The organism is Fulvivirga kasyanovii, from assembly GCF_009711405.1.
Lineage (GTDB): Bacteria > Bacteroidota > Bacteroidia > Cytophagales > Cyclobacteriaceae > Fulvivirga > Fulvivirga kasyanovii.
In genome coordinates this window covers 3,203-25,241 of record NZ_SMLW01000598.1, presented here as the reverse complement: position 1 = coordinate 25,241, position 22,039 = coordinate 3,203, and the positions used below count along the sequence as shown (strand labels likewise).

General features: G+C 42.5%; 17 protein-coding genes. 10 read left to right on the top strand and 7 right to left on the bottom strand.

Features of this window, described 5'->3' with window-relative positions; genetic code table 11:
• The 5 genes from tilS to E1163_RS17760 form a co-directional block, all read left to right on the top strand.
• Positions 1–1,280: tRNA lysidine(34) synthetase TilS (tilS, locus tag E1163_RS17780; protein ID WP_155173804.1), on the top strand; the 1,280-nt coding region annotated here is incomplete at its 5' end.
• Between the two features lie 37 nt (positions 1,281–1,317).
• Entirely contained in the window at positions 1,318–1,791 is a 474-nt protein-coding gene (locus E1163_RS17775; RefSeq protein WP_246223749.1) for a Crp/Fnr family transcriptional regulator, read from the top strand.
• A gap of 207 nt (positions 1,792–1,998) precedes the next feature.
• Positions 1,999–2,937, top strand: a complete 939-nt coding sequence (mdh, locus tag E1163_RS17770; RefSeq protein ID WP_343033872.1) for a malate dehydrogenase — start codon at positions 1,999–2,001, stop codon at positions 2,935–2,937.
• 313 nt (positions 2,938–3,250) lie between these two features.
• On the top strand, positions 3,251–3,661 hold the full coding sequence (locus tag E1163_RS17765) for a DUF3052 domain-containing protein (protein WP_246223745.1): 411 nt from the start codon (positions 3,251–3,253) through the stop codon (positions 3,659–3,661).
• Entirely contained in the window at positions 3,658–4,302 is a 645-nt protein-coding gene (locus tag E1163_RS17760; RefSeq protein WP_155173802.1) for a hypothetical protein, read from the top strand. Before E1163_RS17765 ends, E1163_RS17760 begins: the two co-directional genes overlap by 4 nt.
• On the opposite strand, the gene E1163_RS17755 is transcribed toward E1163_RS17760, so the two are convergent.
• From E1163_RS17755 to E1163_RS17745, 3 genes are all read right to left on the bottom strand, one after another.
• A complete protein-coding gene (locus tag E1163_RS17755; protein WP_155173801.1) occupies positions 4,299–6,032 on the bottom strand; it encodes an MASE1 domain-containing protein in 1,734 nt (577 codons plus the stop codon). The two genes, E1163_RS17760 and E1163_RS17755, sit on opposite strands and share 4 nt — an antisense overlap.
• A 94-nt stretch (positions 6,033–6,126) precedes the next feature.
• Positions 6,127–6,609 (bottom strand): DinB family protein, encoded by a 483-nt coding sequence (locus E1163_RS17750; RefSeq protein ID WP_155173800.1) that lies wholly within the window; start codon positions 6,607–6,609, stop codon positions 6,127–6,129.
• 58 nt (positions 6,610–6,667) lie between these two features.
• Positions 6,668–7,015, bottom strand: coding sequence for an antibiotic biosynthesis monooxygenase (locus E1163_RS17745; protein ID WP_155173799.1), 348 nt, complete (start codon positions 7,013–7,015; stop codon positions 6,668–6,670).
• Between the two features lie 116 nt (positions 7,016–7,131).
• On the opposite strand from E1163_RS17745, the gene E1163_RS17740 reads away from it, so the two are divergent.
• A complete protein-coding gene (locus E1163_RS17740) occupies positions 7,132–7,752 on the top strand; it encodes a CGNR zinc finger domain-containing protein (protein WP_155173798.1) in 621 nt (206 codons plus the stop codon).
• A 176-nt stretch (positions 7,753–7,928) separates the two neighbouring features.
• Here E1163_RS17740 and E1163_RS17735 read toward each other — a convergent pair whose 3' ends face one another.
• Both E1163_RS17735 and E1163_RS17730 read right to left on the bottom strand, forming a co-directional pair.
• Complete coding sequence (locus E1163_RS17735) at positions 7,929–9,257, bottom strand: sensor histidine kinase (RefSeq protein ID WP_155173797.1); 1,329 nt, start codon at positions 9,255–9,257, stop codon at positions 7,929–7,931.
• Between the two features lie 24 nt (positions 9,258–9,281).
• Complete coding sequence (locus E1163_RS17730) at positions 9,282–10,655, bottom strand: sigma-54-dependent transcriptional regulator (protein ID WP_155173796.1); 1,374 nt, start codon at positions 10,653–10,655, stop codon at positions 9,282–9,284.
• Positions 10,656–11,560: 905 nt separating this feature from the next.
• On the opposite strand from E1163_RS17730, the gene E1163_RS17725 reads away from it, so the two are divergent.
• Genes E1163_RS17725 through E1163_RS17710 form a run of 4 tightly spaced genes read left to right on the top strand, consistent with a single transcriptional unit; the run spans position 11,561 to position 21,289 of the window.
• Positions 11,561–13,993, top strand: a complete 2,433-nt coding sequence (locus E1163_RS17725; protein WP_155173795.1) for an ABC transporter permease — start codon at positions 11,561–11,563, stop codon at positions 13,991–13,993.
• A gap of 38 nt (positions 13,994–14,031) precedes the next feature.
• Positions 14,032–16,422, top strand: coding sequence for an ABC transporter permease (locus E1163_RS17720; protein ID WP_155173794.1), 2,391 nt, complete (start codon positions 14,032–14,034; stop codon positions 16,420–16,422).
• A gap of 20 nt (positions 16,423–16,442) precedes the next feature.
• Positions 16,443–18,869 carry an ABC transporter permease gene (locus E1163_RS17715; protein WP_155173793.1) on the top strand — a complete coding sequence of 809 codons (2,427 nt, stop codon included), beginning with the start codon at positions 16,443–16,445 and terminating at the stop codon, positions 18,867–18,869.
• Between the two features lie 35 nt (positions 18,870–18,904).
• Entirely contained in the window at positions 18,905–21,289 is a 2,385-nt protein-coding gene (locus tag E1163_RS17710) for an ABC transporter permease (protein ID WP_155173792.1), read from the top strand.
• 181 nt (positions 21,290–21,470) lie between these two features.
• Here the strand turns inward: E1163_RS17710 and hpf are convergent, their stop codons facing one another.
• Both hpf and E1163_RS17700 read right to left on the bottom strand, forming a co-directional pair.
• A complete protein-coding gene (hpf, locus tag E1163_RS17705; RefSeq protein WP_155173791.1) occupies positions 21,471–21,776 on the bottom strand; it encodes a ribosome hibernation-promoting factor, HPF/YfiA family in 306 nt (101 codons plus the stop codon).
• Positions 21,777–21,803: 27 nt separating this feature from the next.
• A complete protein-coding gene (locus E1163_RS17700; protein WP_155173790.1) occupies positions 21,804–21,950 on the bottom strand; it encodes a lmo0937 family membrane protein in 147 nt (48 codons plus the stop codon).
• Positions 21,951–22,039 lie beyond the last annotated feature (89 nt).

Below are 22,039 nucleotides of genomic sequence, written 5' to 3'. Positions count from 1 at the left end.
TATGCGATAAAGGTGATAAAGTCCTTTTGGCAGTAAGTGGCGGGGTTGATTCTGTGGTGTTGGTCAGGTTATTCAAGGATGCTGGTTTTAATTTTGCCATTGCCCATTGCAACTTCCAACTGCGTGGGAGTGAATCCGACGGTGATGAAGCCTTTGTGAGAGAACTGGCGCGGTTAAATAATGTGTCATGTTTTGTTCGATCTTTTGATACCAAAAATTATGCCGCAATGCATGGTGTTTCTACCCAAATGGCTGCCCGAGATTTGCGTTATGCATGGTTTGCTGATTTGATAGCAGAGCAGGGTATAAAATATATTGCTACAGCACACCATTTGGACGATAGCCTTGAAACCGTATTGTTTAACCTGGCTAAAGGGACAGGTATTTCAGGTGTTCGGGGTATTCTGCCCAAGCAAAATAACCTGATCCGGCCTTTGCTGTTTGCCTCCAAAGAGGGTATTCTAAGTTACGCCGGAAATAACGACTTACAATGGAGGGAAGATAGTAGTAACGAATCAACGAAATACAGCAGGAACCTGATCCGGCATGAGGTAATACCTGTGCTGAAAAAGATAAACCCTTCATTAATCTCTACTTTTATGCAAACCCGCCAGCGGCTGGAGGATGCAGAGAAGGTATTGATGGAGAAAGTAGACCAGGTGAGAAGCGAAGGGTTGTCTTTTCAGGGTGAAGATGTGTATGTGCCTAAGGAAACCATAGCCGGGCAGCCTGCGGCAGTTGTGGAGGAGCTTTTGAAGTCGTATGGGTTTAACTGGCAGCAGGTACGGGAGGTGCTGAGCGGACTGGCGGGACTGGCGGGCAAAGTGTTCCTTTCGGGAAGTCACCAGCTTAATATTGACAGGTCTCATCTGATCATTAGTCCTCTGAAAGGGGAGGTTGGCGAGGAGTATATTGAATCCCAGGAGGAGTATGCCGGCAATGAAGTGATTAAATTGAGATGTTATCAGTCGGATGATATTAACCATATGCTAAGGAAGAAAAATGAGGCCAGTGTGGATTTTGACAGGCTGAATTTCCCACTTAAACTGCGCAAATGGAAGGAAGGAGATGTCTTTTGCCCGTTGGGAATGAGAGGTAAAAAAAAGGTGAGTGATTTTATGATAGATGAGAAAATTCCTTTAAACTTGAAAGAACGAGTATGTGTTATTGAGTCGGCAGGAGAGGTAGTATGGGTAGTCGGGCACCGTGTAGACGACCGGTTCAAAGTTCGCCCGGACACAAAAAGGATATTCAATATGGTAATGTTGCAGAATGATTAATCCCTTCAAAAAAACTTTCACGGCCCAGGAGCATAACATGTTCGTATTTCTTGCCAAGATCAGGTTATTCTCCAATCTGAACTACAAGCAGATGTCACTTTTTCTTCCCTTCATGCATGAGAGAAAATATGTGCAGGATGAGGTGGTTTTCTTTAGAAATGACCCGAGCCATGCCCTTTATTTGCTTAAGAAAGGGGAAGTTTCACTCAATATAGATGTCAATGAAGATTTTGAAAGTCTAACCCGCGTTCATGCCGGTGTGGCTCTGGGGGAAAGCTGCCTTTTGAAAGATGCCAAAAGACTGCTCAATGCTTTTGTGAGTTCTGAAACCGCCGAGTTTTACGTTATACCTCAGGATAACATCTTCGATATATTTGAAAATAATACCAGGGTGAAAGTGAAGATGCTGGAGTCACTGGCCGAAATATATAATGAGTACAACTCTAACCTTTTCAAGGCATATAAGTCTTCTTTGGGCTTCTTTAACCTGAGCCAGGTTTATCGGGGATAATTTTCCGCTCACTGTTAATAGTATACAATTCCTTGTTCATGGTTTTTGTGCATTATTTTTGCCATTTCATAACGGTTTCCACTTCTTAATTGTGAACTATGAGCGTCCCAATTGTGAACAGTCCACGAACAGTTTAATTTGTCACATTGATTAATTAAATTTGCTCACCGTGATAATTCAATTCATTTATACAAAATCATATAAAAAATTATGAAGATAACCGTAGTTGGGGCAGGTAATGTGGGCGCTACCTGTGCTGATGTATTAGCCTACCGAGAAATTGCCAATGAAGTAGTACTTGTAGACATTAAAGAAGGTGTTGCCGAAGGCAAAGCGCTGGATATCTGGCAGAAAGCACCGATCAACCTTTATGACACAAGAACTGTCGGATCAACAAATGACTATTCAAAAACAGCCGGTTCTGATGTGGTTGTGATTACCTCAGGTCTTCCAAGAAAACCTGGTATGACCCGCGATGACCTTATCGAAACCAATGCGGGCATTGTAAAGTCAGTGACTGATAATGTGGTTAAGCACTCTCCTGAGGCTATCATCATTGTGGTTTCTAACCCACTTGATGTAATGACTTACCAGGCTCACCTGAGCTCTAAACTGCCAAGAACAAAAGTAATGGGTATGGCCGGTATATTAGATACTGCGCGCTACAGAGCTTTCCTTGCCGAAGCATTAAATGTTTCTCCTAAAGATATTCAGGCAGTATTGATGGGTGGTCATGGTGATACTATGGTTCCTCTTCCAAGATATACTACAGTAGGTGGTATCCCTGTAACTGAGCTTATCGAAAAAGATAAACTGGATGCGATCATCGAACGAACCAAGACCGGTGGTGGCGAGTTGGTAAAACTGATGGGAACTTCTGCATGGTACGCTCCCGGTTCTGCTGCTGCTCAAATGGCTGAGGCTATTGTCAAAGACCAGAGAAGGGTATTCCCTGTTTGTGTGAAACTCGAAGGTGAGTATGGTATTGATAACTGCTACCTTGGTGTACCTGTTATCCTGGGTAAGAACGGTATCGAAAAAATTATCGAACTGGATCTTAACGATGAGGAAAAAGCGCTTCTTAACACTTCCAGAGACCACGTAAAAGAGGTAATGGATGTTTTGGATAAGCTTAATTCAAAATAATTAATAGCGTACGGAGTGTTGTAATTTCTCCGTACGAAAACTTCTAAAGGCCGCTTGGGGTAACTCCTTAAGCGGCTTTTTTTTGCTAAGTTGAAAAGCTGGGGGAATAAATAAACATGCAATTGTGAAGTTTGCCACTGAAAATCAGTAAACTGTGCCTATTGTTATTTTATACGAGTTTGCCAACTGCTATTAACAACTGTTAAAACAAAGAGGTGAAAAGTTTGTGTCTCCCTAGCAATTCAGACTGATCCCCTTTTTTATGTACTTGCTTTTATATCTGGCCTGATAAGGTTATATTAATTGGCAGAATATGCTCAAACTAATGGCCGGATACTCCCAAACACCTCTTGTAAAAAAACTCGGTTTAAAAGAAGGGTACAAGTTGGTGCTGATCAATCAGCCTGATTATTACTTTAATCTTTTGGGCGATTTGCCGGATGTACGACTGGCAGATGAAAACGAGCAGGCTGATTTTCTCCACTTTTTCACCAAAGACATCAAAGAACTCGAGGAGCAGTTCCCGGTATTGAAAAGCCGGATGAAAAAAGATGGTACCCTATGGGTCTCGTGGCCCAAAAAAGCTTCGAAGGTGCCTACTACAGTTGATGAAAGTTTAGTGAGGGCCACTGGCCTGGATGCCGGCCTGGTAGATGTCAAAATATGCGCCGTGGATGAAGTATGGTCAGGGCTCAAGTTTATGTATCGAACTAAAGACAGATGAACAGAATTTTGCTTTTAATTATCGTATTGGTTGCAGCAGGCTGCAGCCAATACCGGCCAACAGAGGCCAGATTGGAAATCACTAAAGATAAGTTTAAGAAAAATCATGAACTCGTGCAGGGTGATTTTAAAGAGGTGGACCTGAAACAAAAGATGTCTGGAGTGAGTTTGGGCGGAGCACGCAATATTGGTGAATTTTTTGATCGCCGCCTGATTTTCTATAAAGTGGATTACCCTGCCATGACCATAGGGCGCTCGAGCGTCGAAGAGCTTGTTTTTTACTTTATGGATTCTTCACTTGTCAAACTGAGGTATAAAGTGAAGGGTGATGTCTCCGATTTCTTGTTGGATTCTCTGGGGCTTTCGAAATTCAAGCCTCTGGATGAGTATAGTATGCAACAACTCGACAGCGGGAGTATTGTTGAGAGGTATGGGGGATATTATGAGCTTAACAAGAACCTTAAAAACTATGAACTGGTTTGGCGCGAGGGCGATACAGTGTCTCGATTCAGGGTAAGCAACAGAACGACAGATTCGTTGATGACCTGCTTCTTTTACCATGAAATAGATGGCTACGATTCAAAAATCAGGGAGATGGAACGGCTCTACACCGCTGTTGACCGAAATGCCTACATCGATTAGTTGTCTGACAGGTTCGGTATTTCCAGGTTTACCGTGGTGCCTTTTTTCTCCACTGAGTTCAATGCCACATTACCCCGCAGTTTGTCAACCGTCTCCTTAACGATATAAAGCCCTAAGCCGGAACCTGCATTGTCATCGGTAGCGCGGTAGAACATTTTAAATACGTTTTTCAAATGGTCTTTGGGAATACCACGGCCGTTATCGTTAATATTGATCTTTGCCGTTACATTATCTACAGCGATATCAATTTTGATGTAAGGGTCAGTATGGTTACTGTACCTGATAGCGTTGGAAATGAGGTTGTTGAAGATGACCTTAAGTCGCTTTTTATCAGAGCTGAAAGGTACATCCTGCCTGATGTCTATGTCCTTAAGGATCTGCTTGTCTCCCGAGCTATATTTCAGTTGATCAAATATTTCGTTGATCATTTCTTCAAACTCAATCTTTTCACTATCGACCTCAAGTCTGGCGTTTCTTGAAAGGTCTAGGATGTCTTTGATGAATGAGTCCTGTCTTTCGGCACTTTCGGCCACCATGGCGAGGTATTTCTTCATCATGGTGATATCTTCTTCCTTTTTGGCCAGGTTGACCAGTCCGAGTACGGAAGCAATAGGTGCGCGTAAATCGTGGGAAACACTGTAGACAAAATTGTCGAGTTCAATATTGGCCTTGCGTAACTTGCTGTTTGAAATCCTTGTTTTTTCCTCAATTTTTTTACGCATCTGGATCTCGTCATGCAGCTCCTGGGTACGCTCTTTTACCTTTGTTTCCAGTTGTTCGTTGAACTTCTCTATGGCCTTTTGGGCAACTGTTCTTTCGTTCACCGTAGCATAAAGAATGATTGTGGATATACTGATTACCCCTATAAACACCTGAAGGATCAATCTGGAATTGGCTTCTGTATTCAGTACAAAAGGCCCCTCGTTGTGAAGGGTGAAATATATGGCCAAAAGGGAAGCTATCAATATACCGGTCATGGTGGTTTGGAGGTTAAACCTGAAACCTAACCAGAGCAAGAACGGCATAATTAAAAACGGAACGGACTTTTCTATGGTTGATGAGATAGTGTCTAATTGAAGGCACATCACTATCAGGGCCAGGGCACCAATGAAGATTATGCCCTCTACGATACGTTGCCAGTTGATCTCAATCTTGAAATTGGCTGTCCATGAAATTACAAATGGGGTGATGATCAGTACACTGACTACATTGCTTAGCCACAGGCTGGAGAATGTAGAGATGGTTGCTTCAGAGGTTATAATATGGTTAGACCACATACTAAGCATGGATATTCCTGAACCCAATGTACACATGAGCAACGCTACCAACAGGAAGATAAATACATGTGTCGTTTTTAAAAAAGGGTTGCGGACCCTGATCAGCTTTCGGATAAGGAAATGGCCAAAAAGTGCTTCAAGGGTATTTCCTATAGCTATGATGACCATGGCCATGACCACAGAAAATGAAAATGTAATGCCAAGGTGTAGAAATACCATGGCAACAGCAATGAGTGACCCTATAGTAATTGCAGGCCAGGTTCGGTGCTTAAGAATGATAAGCAGCGCTAAGGCCAGGCCTGCCGGAGGCCATAGGGGAATGGTTTTGGTCTCGCCAAAGGAGAGCCATAAACCAAACTGGGCAGATGCGTAATAAAGAACTGAAACAACGACAATCTTGAGGTCATTGCTTTTTTTCAGCGTGGCAAAAGGTTTTAATGAAATGGCATTCATGGTAGTGTTATTTGCCAAAGCTATAGTACAACAACTGGTAAATATAGTAATAATTTTGTACTATTCAAGTAAACAGCTTATTACTCACCCGTCTTTACCAGATATAACTACCTGATGGAGGGGGGTAATCGCCCAGCATTCTCCTTAGAGTCATGACCTGCCCCAGGTGGTATGAAAGGTGTGTGGCCATGGAGGTGACTACATCAAACCCGCTGTCATAATTGGGTGGATGTTTCAGGTCTGCGCCACGTTCAAGCAACTGCCTGACCTCTGCGATTCCGTCAAGCAGGGCCTTGATGACTGCCTTTAGCTCACCCTCATCCGCGGGCGATTTGTCATATGGCCATCCGTCCTCCACGAGGGGTACTTCTGTCAGCTTTTGACCTTTGAGGTGTGCAATAAAGCGTACCTGCCAAAAGTTTATGTGCCCAATGAGCTGCCATATGGTATAAGGAGCACCTGGCAACGAGGATCCGGATACCTTTGCTGTTAGGCCTTCGAGTACAGTTTTGGCCGGAAGATGACTGTTATAGCCATCAAGTGCGTGGATCAGGGTTCTGTTGATTATCTCTTTCATTGTAGTTAGGCTTTAGTTTAGCTATAATGGAGTACTGAAAAATGCCGAAAGCACTGTATCAGGTGCCAGGTAACTTTAATTGTTCTTTACCAGGTAATGAAGATCTCATTTCCATTACTTCATAGTGGTGTACATAAGGCTCCATCTCCAGCAGATAGTCGGCATCTTCCGGATAGTACCTTGCCTTTTCATATTGTTCTCCGGCAAAGGCTTTAATAGAGTCTGTTGTATCCCAAAAGGTGATCAATAAGAAGTGCGTGATGTCGCCTTCAACCCTCTCCAATACCTGCAAGCCCAGGTTGCCTTTTGTGCCGGAGTAGTCATGTAAACCGGTACGTTGAAGGTAGTCGAGATAATTGTCCTTTTTAGTTGTGGGCACTATGCCGTGCCATGTTCTGGCTATCATAACTTTACTGGTAAAATTTGTTTTGATGGTATAAAAATAGAAAATTTAATATTACTATCAAAAGCTATTTAGGTGGTAATAAATATTTCTTCCCAATAGTAGCTATCTTTGTTGTGATGACACAAGAACGAAGCGTCGATAATATCAGCCTGCATGGTGGATGGCTTTGCCTGGATTTTATCAATACCGTGCATGACTGGACTGCCGCTGACCCTGAAGATTACTTAGGCTCCTATGAAGATGTATTGAGCTGGTGCAGTAAACTGAGTGCTTTACCCTTGGAGGATATAAACCAGCTAAGGGAAGCGTACCTTCGATACCATGAGAAAGAGGATAAGCTTCTAAGGCCTTTCATAGAGGGGCGGGAGGTTTTATACAAACTCTTTACATCCATCATCCGTCAGCAGCAGGTTATGGGAGACGTGCAGGATAAATTTAATAAGCTGCTGTCTGAGGCGTTGTCTAAATTGAGCGTTGATGTTGGTGCGGGCGAGGAGCCTTCCTATTACTGGGAAGGTAAGGAGTTGAAAAAACCTCTGTATCCGGTTATCAAGTCAGCCTATGATCTGTTAATGTCAGGGAAGCTAAACCGCGTAAAGGAGTGTGGAGCCTGTGGTTGGGTATTTCTTGATAAAAGTAAGAACAACAGCAGGCGCTGGTGCGATATGCAGGCCTGTGGCAGTGCAGTAAAAGCCAAAAGATATTACAGAAAGAAAAAGCAGGAAGAGCAGAATTAGAGGTCTGGCTGAATTTTAGGGGAGACCTTTAGCTTTTCACCTCTCTGCTTGACAGACAGCAGTTAATGGCAAGCTACTTTAAACTAGGAAAAACATGGTTTGCTGAATTATCATCTTGCAAGCTTTATTTTCCTATGTGTTTGCTCCACAGGTTTTCAGATAAGACCAGGAATTGGTTATAGTTCAATAATGAAAGAGGTACCCTGGCCAGGCACGGATTCTACCTGCAAAGTGCCGTTATGCAGCCTCACGATTTGCTTCGATAAAGCCAGACCAATTCCCGATCCGCCTTTTTTGGTTGTAAAGAAAGGGACAAAAATCTGATCGATCTTATCTTCGTCAATACCCGGCCCATTATCGGTTATGGTTATTTTAACTTTATCACGACCATCGACAGCAATCTGTATTTCCGGATGTTCAGATTCCTCCAAAGCTTCCAGGGCATTTTTTATGATATTGATGATTACCTGATCCAACAGGTCGGTATCGGCAATAACCCTGATGTCTTCCTTAGCATAGGTTATTCGAAAACCAATATTTTCCAGGTTGGGTTTAAGGAGTGTTTCAATCCTTTCCAGCATGTCCTTAACCCGTACTTCTTTGAAATGTGGAGGAGGTATTTGGGTAAGGTTTCTGTAAGCTTCGGTAAATGACTGGAGGCCGGCACTTCTGCTTTTTACGGCATCCAGACCAGTCAACACCTTTTGAATGGTGGGCTGGTCAAGCGTCCCGTTCCGGTTTTCTTTTTCAATGATATCGTATAGTGTACTACTCAAAGAAGATATAGGCGTAACTGAATTCATAATTTCATGAGTCAGCACTCTGATCAGCTTTTGCCACGCATCCATTTCGTTGGCATCGAGCTCATTTTTTATATTCTGAAAAGACACCAGTTTGAAGTACTGTCCGTGGAGCTTAAATTCAGAAGCATGTAGGCTTAATTGCAGCAGTTGGTTTGCTATTTTTATTTTAACCAGCTTATTTTCTCCGGGCTTAATATTGCGGATAGCCTTAAGTAGCTTCTTGTCCATTCCCTCCAAGCCTTTGAGGTAGAGTAGTTGCGATTTTTGGAGCAGGTTTTTGAGTGCGCCGTTCATCAGGTGTACCTTCTCCTTTTCGTCATAGCTCAGTATACCTACCCGGACATGCTCTACCAGTGATTCAAGGTAAATATGCTGCACTTCTTTTTCAGAACTTATCGTTTTAAATTTTTGCGTGATCTGATTGAAAGCCGAATGTAGCTCGTTGAATGACTTTCCTTTTGCGGTTTCTGAGAAGGTAGTGGTAAAATCGTTTTGAAGCAAGGCGAGCAAAAATGCAGCAAAATCCCGGTTGGTTCGGTCTACATACCAAATGAATTCTACGATAGCCACTATCAGGAATATTGCAAAGTATGTGCTCCTGAGATAGTTTTTACTAACAAGGAAGAAGTATATCAGCATGGCCAGCAGCGCCGTAATAAGCAATACCCTGAAAATGACATTGTATCTAAAACTTTTTCTCATAGTCTTTTACCAGTCAGGCCTCTTTTATATTCCATACTTCTCCATTCTTCTATACATGGCACCACGTGAGAGCCCCAGTTCTTTGGCGGCATGGCTGATGTTGCCATTGTGCTTTTTGATCGCGTTTTTGATCGCCCAGGCCTCGAGGTTTTCCAGGTTATAATTTTCAAACAACTGGTCTTCCTTCCGGATATCTCCGGGAAGGGAAAAGTCCCTGCTTTGCAGCTCATTGCCGTCACTCATGATCACTGCCCGCTCTATGGCATGTTGCAGTTCCCTAATGTTGCCCGGCCAGTTATACTTCTGTAATCTTTTGATGATGCCTTCAGGTATATAAAGCTTTTGTTTGTTATACTTCCTGCAATACATTTCTAGAAAATGGTCAGTCAGCAGTGGAATATCATCTGTTCGTTTCCTCAATGGAGGGATGGTGCATTCAACCGTATTGATGCGGTAAAGCAGGTCCTCTCTGAAAGCGCCCTCATTTACCATATTATGCAGGTTGCTGTTGGTAGCACAAATGACCCGTACATCAACTTCTATAGGATGGTTTGTGCCAACTTTAATGATCTTTCTGTTCTGCAGTACGGTAAGTAGCTTGGCTTGTAGGGCCAGAGAAAGATTGCCTATTTCATCCAGAAACAAAGTGCCCCCTGAGGCTGCTTCAAACCGGCCTGTCCGGTCTTCCCTGGCATCGGTAAAGGCACCCTTTTTATGCCCAAATAGCTCGCTTTCAAAAAGGTTTTCAGAAATGGAACCCAGGTCAACACTGATAAACACCTGGTCTGCCCTGTTAGACTGGCGGTGAATGGCCCTGGCCGCTACTTCTTTTCCGGTGCCATTTTCACCAAGAATGAGCACGTCCGCGTCGGTTTTTGCCACCTTGTTGATAATGGTGAATACCTCCCTTATAGCCTTGGAATTGCCAATAATGTCACCGGCCTGATGATCAGCCGAAGAGGAAAGTATCTCCTGTTGCGACTTGAGGTGGCGCACCTGCTTTTGCTGTTCAGATAGCTTTAAGGCGGTTTGTACAGTAGCCAAAAGCCGTTCGTTTTGCCAGGGTTTAACAATAAAGTCCACGGCACCTTCCTTCATCGCCTCCACAGCCAGATTGACTTCACCGTATGCTGTCATGAGCAGTACGCTGGTTTCCGGCGCTATCTCAAGGATTTCTTTCAACCACTTCAAACCTTCTTTTCCGGAAGTTTCACCCTGCTTAAAATTCATATCCAGCAGTACCACATCATAAGTCCGCTTGCTTAATTCATCAGGTATGTTATTCGGAATATCTAAGGTACTTACCTCCGAGAAATATTGCTCCAGGAACATTTTCGCCGTCAGCAAAATGATCTCATCATCATCAACAATTAATATTCGCCCCTGTTGTTTAGTCATAATTTTTTAGTTCCTTATTTTCTTTACCACTCCATAATCAAGTTCAGAATTTCCTTCCACGCTTTACTAAGCCTTTAAGGGACTAGTAAAGCTTGCCGTTCCTCATCTCCAGCCCTAACCATCAGGCGAAAACCGTTCTTGGCAACCGTCAACTTTGCCACACTTACATGATCCATCGATCTTCAACTAATGCTCCCGAACATTCAGCTTTACCAAACTTTAGCCACACCAGCTTTACCCTCTATTCGTTAATCCGTGCTCCTGAAAATTTCAGCTTTATCAACTTTTAAAAGTTTAGTAAAGCACCCCCGGATTTCAAATATCAAAATTTCCTTCCGTGCTTTACTAAGCCTTTAAGAACTAGTAAAGCTTGCCGTTCCCAGCCTCCAACTTAACCATTAGGTAAAGACCGCTCCCAGCAGTCATCAGCTTTAATCATATCTGCTCTCCTCTTCGATCATCAACCAGCGCTCCTGAACATTTCAGCTTTACCAAACTTTAGCCTCACCTGCTTACCCTCCATTCATAATCCGTGCTCCTGAACATTCCAGCGTTATCAACTCCCAAAAAGTTTAGTAAAGCACCCCCGGATTTAAATATCAGAATTTCCTTCCGCGCTTTACTAAGCCTCCAAGGACTAGTAAAGCTTGCTGTTCCTAACCTCTAGCCTCTAACCTAAACCATCAGGCTATAAGCCATACCCTATAGCCTCAGCCACTTCTCCCCAAATCTATTACAAAAGATAGCAAATACTTTAATAAGTGTCCATCAGTGGGCACTTTTATGTTCTATGAGTGGGCACTTGTGCGGTTTTGTAATATGATTTTCGCTTTAAATTGCTGTTTTATGGCGTTTTTGTATATGGCATAATCGTTGAAAAGCTGATTTTTGAAAATAACGGAGCTATGATAAAAAACTACCTTAAAATCACCTTTAGAAATATTATGCGAAACAAGCTTTTCGCAGCTATTAATATTTTAGGGCTTTCAGTAAGTCTGGCCTGCTGCCTGCTACTGTTCTTGTATACTTCTGAGCAACTCAGCTATGATGAGCATCATGGTAAGCGATTGGTGAGGATGACATCCCACCTGACACAAAAGAGTGGAGAGTCACTTAATTTAGGATCTTCTTCCATGCCAATTGCTCCTGTTATTGAATCAGAAATACCCGAAATAAAGAACTCAATCCGTATTCTGATCCCAACTTTATTTGGTAGTAAGGATTTAATCTCTTACGAGGACGAGGCCTTTTACATTGATGGTGGGGTAGTTACAGAGCCCGATTTCTTTGAGGTTCTGAAATATAAGTTTATAAGAGGTAGTGCAGAACAAACCTTCCCTCATAATAATGCTGTAGTGCTGGATAGAGAAATAGCAGAAAGAATATTTGGTCGTGACAATCCTATGGGCAAAATGATCAAACTTAATAGTCTTACAGGTAGTCAGGACTATGAGGTTACGGGAGTTTTTGACAACGATAGTTACCCGAGCCATCTTAAGCCTACTTATGTGATCTCCAGGGAAAATGCGCTATGGCAGCCATTTGTCCGGCAGTTTGATGCCAGTTGGGTGGGTAACAACCTTGTCTATACATACCTCGAACTTGATGAAAGAGCCGATATAGGTACGGTTGAGGGAAAGATCCATGAAATATTTATTAAAAATGGTGGTGCTGAGATGAAAGAACTCGGCTTTTCGAAAGAAATGCACCTCCAGCCAATAGAAGATGTACATACATCTACTGGTTTAGAAGCGGATAGCCTACAGGGAAAAAGCCTTGTTTTTATTCAGGTGCTAATGACCATAGGTGTTCTTATTCTGATTTTGGCTTGTGTTAATTACATTAATCTGGCTACAGCCCAGGCTGGAAATAGGGCTATGGAAGTAGGGGTACGTAAAGTTATGGGAGTGACCTCCAAAGGGCTTATCATTCAGTTTTTGGGAGAGTCGTTTATTATAGTATTTATATCATTATTGTTCAGCATTCTATTTGCTGAAATGGCCCTTCCTTTCTTTAACTATCTGGTTGGTGATCAGATTATCCTGTCTGCGGAGAATATGTGGGTAATAGGTAAATACCTGTTGATGTTTTTGCTGGTTACAGGGTTGCTGGCAGGTTTGTATCCTGCATTTTACCTGGCCTCATTTAAACCTGCTCAGGTACTGAAAGGTAAAAATAAAGATAAAGGAGTAGCCGCTCTGCTTAGAAAGGGACTGGTCATTTTCCAGTTTGTGATATCAATAGCATTGATTAGTTCCATAATAGTTATTTCTCAGCAGGTTGACTTTATAAAGAGCAAAGACCTTGGGTTCGACAAGAATTTGAAAATGGTTATTCCTTTGTCTACAGACGAAGCTGCGGCCAGTTATGCAGTTTTAAAGCAAAAGTTTGCGAAAAATTCTATGATCGATAATGTTACCGGGGCACACACCATACCCGGATCACACATTCTCTCTGATATACTGGCCTATAAAAAGGGGCAAACCATGGATGATGCCTTAAGGATTATAAGAAACCCTGTTGAACATGATTATTTTCAGCTTTTTGATATCCAGCTACTCGCAGGTGCTTATTTTGATGGTCCGGAGAAAGATACACTTGTTTCCAAAGTCATTATTAACAAAACTGCAGCCGACCGATTTGGATATACCCCGGAAGAGGCGATAGGGGAAATTTTATATTTCGACTTTGGCACTATGAATTTTCAGTATCGCATTGTAGGGGTGGTATATGACATACACCAGTTGTCTCTTCATGATGAAATTTACCCTATGATGTTTCAATTGTCTGACGGAAAAAGCACTCAAAACATGGTGCTTGATGTGAATTCAGGCAATTATCAGCAGTTACTTTCCAGCCTGGAAAGTGATTGGAAACAGATACTGCCTAATACACCTTTTGAATATTTTACTTTAGAGGATCATCTGGACAAGCAATATGCGTCAGATAAAAATACTTTTGACCTGATCAAGTACTTTGCTGCGATATCTGTTATCATCAGTTGCCTTGGTCTCTATGCCTTGTCAATGTTTTTTGCAGAACGTAGGTTTAAAGAAATTGGTGTGAGAAAAGCACTCGGGGCTGAGGTGAAGGATATACTGATCATGGTTTCGGGCGATCTTTCCAAATTGATATTAATAGCTTTTATACTGTCAATCCCAATAAGTATTTACGGAATGGATAGATGGCTGGAAACTTTTGCGTACAGAATAACGCCGGGCGTGGGTACCTATCTGCTGGCTGGTTGTATTTCCATTTTCATAGGCTGGCTCACCATTAGCTATCAGTCTTTGAGGGCAGCAAGAACTAATCCTGTCAACGTACTGAAAGACGAGTAAGAGAATTTGATTGAAGCCTGCTAAATAACAACTAAACTATGATAAAGAATTACCTGAAAATAGCGGTTCGGAACCTCTTAAGGTTCAAAACTTATACAGTAATCAACCTTGCCGGAATGGTGATGGGGCTGAGTATTGGGGTTTTGATCCTGATCTTCGTTATGGATGAACTTTCTTTTGACAAATTCCATGTGAAGGGTGATAACATCTATCGTGTGGTAACGCAGATGGAAGAGCAAAGTATGGATCGGAACGGTTGGGCGGTTGGGCATAAGTTAAGAACCGAATTCCCTGAGGTGGAGGCTGTGGTTTACACCAGAAATGCCTATGCTTTACAAGTATACCACGATGGGAAAAAATATGATGAAAACATTCATTTCGCCAGTGAGGAGTTTTTTAGGTTTTTTTCTTTCGAAATGATTCAAGGCAGCCCTGAAAATGCACTGGATGCGCCATATTCAGCCGTCATTACGGAAAGTGTACGCAACAGATACTTTGATGCCGAAAATGTTGTGGGCAAAACACTTACTATAGGGGATAGTATCGACTTTATTGTTACAGGTGTTGTTGCTGATGTGCCTTCCCAATCCCATATTCAATTTGATATACTTCTGTCCTTTGCTACCTACGAAAAGCTCACCCCAAACTTTACGTATAGTGGTGGTTGGGGCAACATCAACGTACGCAACTATGTGCTGCTAAAAGAAGGAGCCAACTTTGCGGCTCTGAGCGCTAAAGCTCGCAATATTTATATGGACAATGTGGGGGAGTGGCTACAGAAAATGGGGATGATACTATATGTAAAGCTGGAGCCGTTGAAGGATGTATATTTGATATCTGAGGCTCCAAACGGCTTTGGGCCTAAAGGAGCCATTTCGCAGGTTTATCTGGTTGCTGCTATTGCCATATTTGTGATATTGCTTGCCTGTACCAACTTCGTAAACCTGACTACAGCACGTGCTGTTTACAGGGCTAAGGAAGTGGGGCTGAGAAAGGTGGTGGGATCGTCTCGGTCGTTGGTGTTTTGGCAGTTTATAAGTGAGTCGTTTATCCTTACGGTTATTGCCTTTTTACTGGCTATGTTAATAGCGGATATGGCTTTGCCATTTTTTAACAGTCTAATGTCAAAGTCTTACGATTTCTCTGATTTTTTCAATATAACCAATCTGTTGTGTATGCTGGGGCTGGTATTGGCAGTTTCAGTTCTGTCCGGGTATTACCCGGCCTGGGTAATGTCTGGTTACAGGCCTGCCCAAGTGTTGAAAGGCAAGCTTCAAACCGGCAGGAAAGGGGTAAGGCTTAGGCGAATGCTCGTGGTGTTTCAGTTTGTTGTTTCGGCGGGGTTGGTATTAGGTACTCTTATCGTACTACGGCAATTGGACTACATGCAGGATCAGGACTTGGGGTTTAATAAAGAACAGGTACTGATTGTCGATGCTACGCAGGTTTCATCAGCAGGTATTTATGAGACATTTAAACACGCCGTCAGGTCAAATGCTTTTGTTGAGCAGGTTACTTATACCAACGCACTTCCAGGCAGGCCTGGTTGGTCAGGGCAGGTGGCTTTTCCGGAAGGGTTTGAGGAGGGAGAGAATGTGGTGACCGAATATATGTCCGTTGATGAGGATTATATTGCAACCCTTGGGTTGGAGCTGGTTGCTGGCAGGAATTTTAGTAAAGACAGTAAGGCAGATTTTGATGAAGGAGTTATCATTAATGAGACTGCTGTGAAGGAAATGCGATGGGAAACACCTGATAAGGCCATAGGTAAACGCATCACCTCACCATCAGGATATCCAGAGGGTATAGTGATTGGTGTAGTGAAAGATTATCATGGGCTTGGTCTCCAGACCAAAATCAGCCCAAAAGTAATGGATTATAATCCCGATGCCAGCAGGTACTTTGCCATACATTTTAATACCGGAAGCACTTCTGATGTGGTGTCGGATATTAAAAATAGCTGGAGCAATCATTTCCCTGACAGCAATTTCGAATACTTCTTTCTCGATCAGGAATTTGACAAACAGTACCGGTATGAGCAAAGGCTAATGAAGGTGTTGATCATTTTTGCAGTACTTACCATTGTTATCGCCGGAATTGGTCTTTTGGGGCTGATCTCTTTTATGATTATTTCCAAAACCAAGGAAATTGGCGTGAGAAAAGTGCTTGGTGCGGGCGTCTGGAATATTGCAGGTATGCTGTCAAAAGAATTTCTTGTATTGGTCATAACTGCAAATTTCATAGCCATACCTTTAATCTGGTACACCGGTAATTACTGGCTGGAGGGCTTTGCCTATCGGATGACACTTCAACCTGATATTTTTATTATCACTTTTTCTATTACCCTGGGTATGACTTTTATAACAGTGAGTTATAAAACTATAAAAGCTGCCATGCTAAACCCGGTGGAGACATTGAGGAATGAATAGAACCCATACAACTTAAAGAGATGCTACGAAACCATATTATAATTGCTTTTAGAAATATCTGGCGCGAAAAGACTTTCTCATTTCTGAATATAGCAGGCCTTTCAGTGGGCATTAGCTGTGCGCTGATATTGATTCTTTATATTAATAATGAATTCAGCTACGATAAGCACCACAACAAGGCAGAGAACCTTTACCGGCTAAATACTGTGTTTCCAGGTTCTGATGGAAACGGAATGCCTACAGGATCACCACCGATTGTATGGGCGATGAAGGAAGAGCTGCCCGAAATCGAAAATGCGGTGAGGGTGGTTAGTCCGCCTCAGGTAGAAAAGAACCTGCTTCGATACAGGGATAAAATGTTTTATGAGACCAGGGGCTTTATCGTTGACTCCACCTTCTTTGATATTTTTAGCTATGATTTTGTTGAAGGCTCACCGGAAACAGCTCTGGACAGGCCGAGTACTGTAGTAATAAAGGAGTCCATAGCCAAAAAGCTTTTCGCCGAACGTTCGGCCCTGGGTCAGTTGATAACCATCATCAATGGTGATGACCCTTATGAATATGAAATTACAGGTGTAATTGCCGACAGGCAGGAAAACTCACACATTGATGCCAATTTCCTCATGACGATGAACAGCCCTGGCTGGGGGGAATTCATCAATGGCATAACCACCTGGGCGGGTCAAAACTTTATATTTTCTTATATCAAAATAAAAGATGGTACTGATCCGGCGCTGTTGCAGTCTAAAATAAATAATGTGCTTCAAAAGCGAGGTGCTGAGCATTTCAAGGCTATGGGCAGGTCAAAAGAACTAAGAATGAGCCCCGTGCCTGATATCCACCTGTATTCCGGGTTTGATCTTGACCTGGGCACCAATGGTAGTATAGAGCAGGTAAGCATTATATCATTGATCGGTTTTTTCATCCTGATAATAGCATGTGTCAATTTTGTCAATCTTGCCACTGCAAAGGCTGGAAAAAGGGCGCTTGAGATCGGGATTAGAAAAACCCTTGGAGCTCAACGCACATCCCTTATCATTCAGTTTTTCATGGAAGTGGTGCTTTTTATACTTCTGGCTGCAGCACTTGGATTTTTGTTGATGGATATACTGCTTCCCTTTTTCAACTACCTCATGGGGCAAGACCTTGTGCTGTCTACACTGCTTACACCAGATATACTAATTGTTATAGGTGCCATACTTGCCCTGACAGCTATTATTTCAGGAAGCTATCCGGCCTTGCTGCTCTCATCTTATCAACCGGCCAAAGTACTAAAGCAAAAGGTGGCAGCAGGCAGTGGTGCGCAGGTATTCAGAAAGGCCCTCGTGGTATTTCAATTTGTGATCTCTATCGCGCTGATTGGGGCAGTGACCATTATGCTACAGCAAATGAACTACATGAACAGCTATGAGAAAGGTTTCTCGTCAGGCTCAAAGATCATAGTGCCACTGAACACGTCTACAGCCAAGGCTAATTATGAAAATATGCACCGACAACTGGGCAACATTGCAGGTGTAAACTATGTAACGGCAGCCAGTTATCTGCCTGGTGATCAGGTTTTTAATGATATGAGGGTATATACCGAAGGGCAAAGCATCAGCGATGGCGTGCTTACCGGCATCAATCGTGTGGACTATGACTACCTGGAAACGCTTAAACTACAGGTGATTGCAGGCCGAAGCTTTTCACGGGACATTACCGGAAATGAAAACGATGTGATCCTTAACCGGAAGGCAGTGGTAGATTATGGCTATACTCCCGAGGAGATCATTGGCAGGGAGGTGTTTACCGATTCTTTTTCGGGAGAGCGGTTTAGCTTCCGCGTTATCGGCGTGGTAGAAGATTTTAATCAGCGGTCTCTGCATTATGGCATTGAACCCTTAATGCTACAGCACCGGCAGGAAGAAAGTTATGAATATATGATGGTCACCGTGTCACCAGGAAGTTTCAAGGCGGTAGTTGACCGCATGGAAGGCCTGTGGCATGAGCTGGTACAGGATACCCCCTGGGAATATGTCGAGCTTGACCAGAGCCTAAGGGCAAAATATGAAGCTGATCAAAAAGCCATGGTGCTCATATTCTCTGCAGCTATCATCGCTATCATTATTGCCTGTTTAGGTTTGTTTGGACTTTCCTTGTTCACTGCACAGAAAAGGCAAAAGGAGATCAGCATAAGAAAGGTCTTCGGAGCTTCGGTAAGGCAGTTGATGCGTATGCAATACAAGAACTTTTTTACTATGGTGCTGATATCCCTTTTTATAGCCGTTCCGGTCATATACTATGGTATGGATCAATGGCTGGCAGGCTTTGTTTACCGGGTAGAGATTGGGGCAGGAGTATTTCTGTTATCCGGAGCCGTAGCGTTTGTCATTGCCATTCTTACGGTAAGTTATCAGTCCGTGAAGGTAGCACTGGCCAATCCGGTAGATGTACTCAGAAATGAATAAATGAAGTCACTTAATCAAAATAACTCAACAACAACATGCTAAAAAATTACTTCAAAATAGCCATAAGGAATATTTTGAGAAACAAAGCCTATTCCTTTATTAATATAGCTGGCCTTACCCTAGGTATTACCTGCTGTAGTTTATTATTTCTTTTTATTATTGATGAAATGGCTTACGACACCATGCACAGTCAACGGGACGAAATATACCGTGTGGTGGAAATAAGTGAGGCAGGGGATGAGGTAAGGTATTTCGGTCAAACCTCTCCTCAGACAGGCCCTGCACTGGCGGCGGATTATCAGGAAATACAACAGTTTACCAGGCTGTTCAGGTTCGGAGGTCATGTGAATTTTTCTATCGGTGACAACAAGTTTGCCGAGCGAGCTTACTTTTATGCCGATTCCACCTTTTTTAATGTTTTTGATTTTGAGCTGATCAAGGGGAACAGGAAAACTGCCCTTTCAAAAGCCAATTCCATGATAATTGATGAAGAATGGGCACATCAACTCTTTGGAGACGAAGATCCGCTGGGTAAAGAGATAGCTCTGACTTACCGTGATGCTTATGTAATTACCGGTGTAATGAAAAATATGCCCCAAAACTCTCATCTACAGGCCAGGATAATAATGGCAGCTCCATATTCGGATGATTTCTTCAGGGAGTATCAATCTGATTGGAATACCTATGGGGCCCATACCTATTTAGTATTTGACGAGAAAGCTTCACCGGAAAGGTTTGCTGATAACATACCTACATTTGTAAAGAAGTATTTTAAGCCGGAGGCGAAGCGTAATTTTTATCTGCAATCACTCAACGATATCCATTTTAGCTCCCACGATATTGAATATGGAAGCGAAGTTACCAAAGGTCAAAAGGCTTATATCTATATTTTTATGGGCATTGGCATTTTTATGTTGATGATCGCGTGCATCAATTATATGAACCTGGCTACTGCAAAGTCACTTCACAGAGGAAAAGAAATCGGTATGAGGAAAGTATCAGGTGCGCAGCGGTATCAGCTCATCATCCAGTTCCTGAGTGAGTCCACATTCATTGCATTTATATCCCTGGGGTTATCAATAGGTTTGGTGGATTTGTTACTGCCTTATTTTAATATGTTGACCGACAAGAATTTTATTTTTAATACAGAAACTTTTGGGAGTATTCTCGCCTTGTTGTTTTTTATTACCCTGGTTATCGGGGTGCTGTCAGGTCTATACCCCGCTGTTGTGATGTCCAGGCTCAGGCCTGCCAATATTTTGAAAGGGAGTATGAGTACAGGTAAAGGAAGTGTTGCTTTAAGGAAAATCCTGGTAGTGACCCAGTTTACTTTGTCGATTATTATGATCATAGCAACCATAGTAGCCTCTAACCAGATGGACTATATACAAAACCGTTCACTGGGTTTTAACAAAGAGCAGCTGTTAGTGGTAGATATCAATAATGGAGAGGTAAGAAAACGCTTTGAAGCCATGAGGAACGAGTTTGCCAAATCACCATACGTGACCAAGGTAGCTGTTTCTTCCAGGGTTCCGGGAGAATGGAAAAACCTGGAGGAAGTATATGTTAAGTTCCCTGAAAACCGGGATGATTCTCTTCGTGCCAATTATATTGGCTTTGATGAGCATATGATCGATGTTTATGAAATGACCCTGGCCTCCGGAAAGAACTTTTCGGGGAATGTTGCAGAGGATTCCCTGAATGTATTGGTCAATGAAACTGCAGTTGAAGTTCTTGGGGTAGCAGACCCGTTGGGGAGATATATTCAAATCGGTCAAGGGCAATATAAGATTATTGGTGTGGTTGAAGATTTTAATTTTGAATCGTTGCATAACGAGATTGCACCACTCCTATTGGGTTACCGCGCCAATGTGTTTCAGCCTATCGACTATTTTTCTTTAAAATTTAAACCTGAGCATGTGGAGGAAGCTATTGCCCACGCTTCGCAGGTCCATAATAGTTTTGATGAAAGTACGCCAATAGAGTATCATTTCCTGGATGAGCAATGGGCACAGTTTTATAAAAATGACAAACGAGCAGGCAACATATTCACTATAGGTGCAGGTATTACCATCTTCATAGCATGTATGGGGCTGTTTGGACTTGCCTCATTTATCATTCAAAAGCGTACTAAAGAGATAGGTGTACGAAAAGTACTGGGGGCATCCGTTGCAGACCTGTTTCTGCTGCTGGCAAAAACCTTCGTACTACAGGTGTTGCTGGCTTTTGTAATTGCTATCCCTGTATCATGGTATTTGATGAATGACTGGCTTAATAACTTTGCTTTCAGGTTTGAAATGGGCGCGAAGGAATTTTTGATAGCGGGTTTGGTAGCCGTTATAATTGCCATATTATCCGTGAGCTACAGGGTGGTGAAAGCGGCACTGCTTAATCCTGTCAATACGCTGAGGACAGAATAAATGGCAATCGGCAAAAGCAGTTGGAAAGCTTTATTCTTCGATCTGTTTGCTTCCTGTTTTTAACTTTATCTATGAAGGCAGAAGCTTAGAAATATAAATTTTGAAAAAGAGGCTGTGTCAAATTCAGAACAGGGTATCAACTTGATGATCCTGTCGGGTTTGATACAGCCTTTTCTCTTAATTACGGTCTTTTTTCGTTTTGAAGCTCTTTACGCTTCCTCATTTGCTTTTTCAATTTATCTACCGTTTCCATGATGCTTTCCCTGAAACTGTCGGATTGATACTCCGCATATAGCGTAGGCCCCGGCAGAAACAGCTTCATCTCAGCCACTTTGGTTTCATCCTGATCGTTTTTAACATTTTTAAGGTATACATCTATACCTGTTATTTGAGTTTCAAACTTTCTCAAATGCTTTATGCGGTCATTTACAAAATCTAAAAGTTCCTGATTCGCATCAAATCCCACGGTTTGAATATCTGTCTTCATATCGCAAAAAAATTTAACTTGTGGTAATTAGCGCCCTCCTATCAGTCTTAAGAGAAGCAATATTACTGCTGCCACCAGCAGAAAGTGGATGAACCAACCCAGATCGAAGGCAAAGAATCCGAATAGCCACCCAACTACTAAGACTATAATAATTACAATTAAACAGCTTCTCATAGTATTAGCTTTTAAGATCGTATTGCCAGATTCATGCCATAGGGCTTATTGAAGGTATAGCAGGCGGTGGCTGTAGGTTTGTTGTGGAA

What these genes read in the sequence shown, in the direction of transcription:
- E1163_RS17710 (WP_155173792.1), top strand. Translation starts at nt 18,905, where the DNA reads ATGCTAAAAAATTACTTCAAAATAGCCATAAGGAATATTTTGAGAAAC.
- E1163_RS17715 (WP_155173793.1), top strand. Translation starts at nt 16,443, where the DNA reads ATGCTACGAAACCATATTATAATTGCTTTTAGAAATATCTGGCGCGAA.
- E1163_RS17700 (WP_155173790.1), bottom strand. Translation starts at nt 21,950, where the DNA reads ATGAGAAGCTGTTTAATTGTAATTATTATAGTCTTAGTAGTTGGGTGG.
- E1163_RS17730 (WP_155173796.1), bottom strand. Translation starts at nt 10,655, where the DNA reads ATGACTAAACAACAGGGGCGAATATTAATTGTTGATGATGATGAGATC.
- E1163_RS17750 (WP_155173800.1), bottom strand. Translation starts at nt 6,609, where the DNA reads ATGAAAGAGATAATCAACAGAACCCTGATCCACGCACTTGATGGCTAT.
- E1163_RS17755 (WP_155173801.1), bottom strand. Translation starts at nt 6,032, where the DNA reads ATGAATGCCATTTCATTAAAACCTTTTGCCACGCTGAAAAAAAGCAAT.
- E1163_RS17740 (WP_155173798.1), top strand. Translation starts at nt 7,132, where the DNA reads ATGACACAAGAACGAAGCGTCGATAATATCAGCCTGCATGGTGGATGG.
- hpf (WP_155173791.1), bottom strand. Translation starts at nt 21,776, where the DNA reads ATGAAGACAGATATTCAAACCGTGGGATTTGATGCGAATCAGGAACTT.
- E1163_RS17720 (WP_155173794.1), top strand. Translation starts at nt 14,032, where the DNA reads ATGATAAAGAATTACCTGAAAATAGCGGTTCGGAACCTCTTAAGGTTC.
- E1163_RS17745 (WP_155173799.1), bottom strand. Translation starts at nt 7,015, where the DNA reads ATGATAGCCAGAACATGGCACGGCATAGTGCCCACAACTAAAAAGGAC.
- E1163_RS17775 (WP_246223749.1), top strand. Translation starts at nt 1,318, where the DNA reads ATGTTCGTATTTCTTGCCAAGATCAGGTTATTCTCCAATCTGAACTAC.
- E1163_RS17725 (WP_155173795.1), top strand. Translation starts at nt 11,561, where the DNA reads ATGATAAAAAACTACCTTAAAATCACCTTTAGAAATATTATGCGAAAC.
- E1163_RS17765 (WP_246223745.1), top strand. Translation starts at nt 3,251, where the DNA reads ATGCTCAAACTAATGGCCGGATACTCCCAAACACCTCTTGTAAAAAAA.
- E1163_RS17760 (WP_155173802.1), top strand. Translation starts at nt 3,658, where the DNA reads ATGAACAGAATTTTGCTTTTAATTATCGTATTGGTTGCAGCAGGCTGC.
- E1163_RS17735 (WP_155173797.1), bottom strand. Translation starts at nt 9,257, where the DNA reads ATGAGAAAAAGTTTTAGATACAATGTCATTTTCAGGGTATTGCTTATT.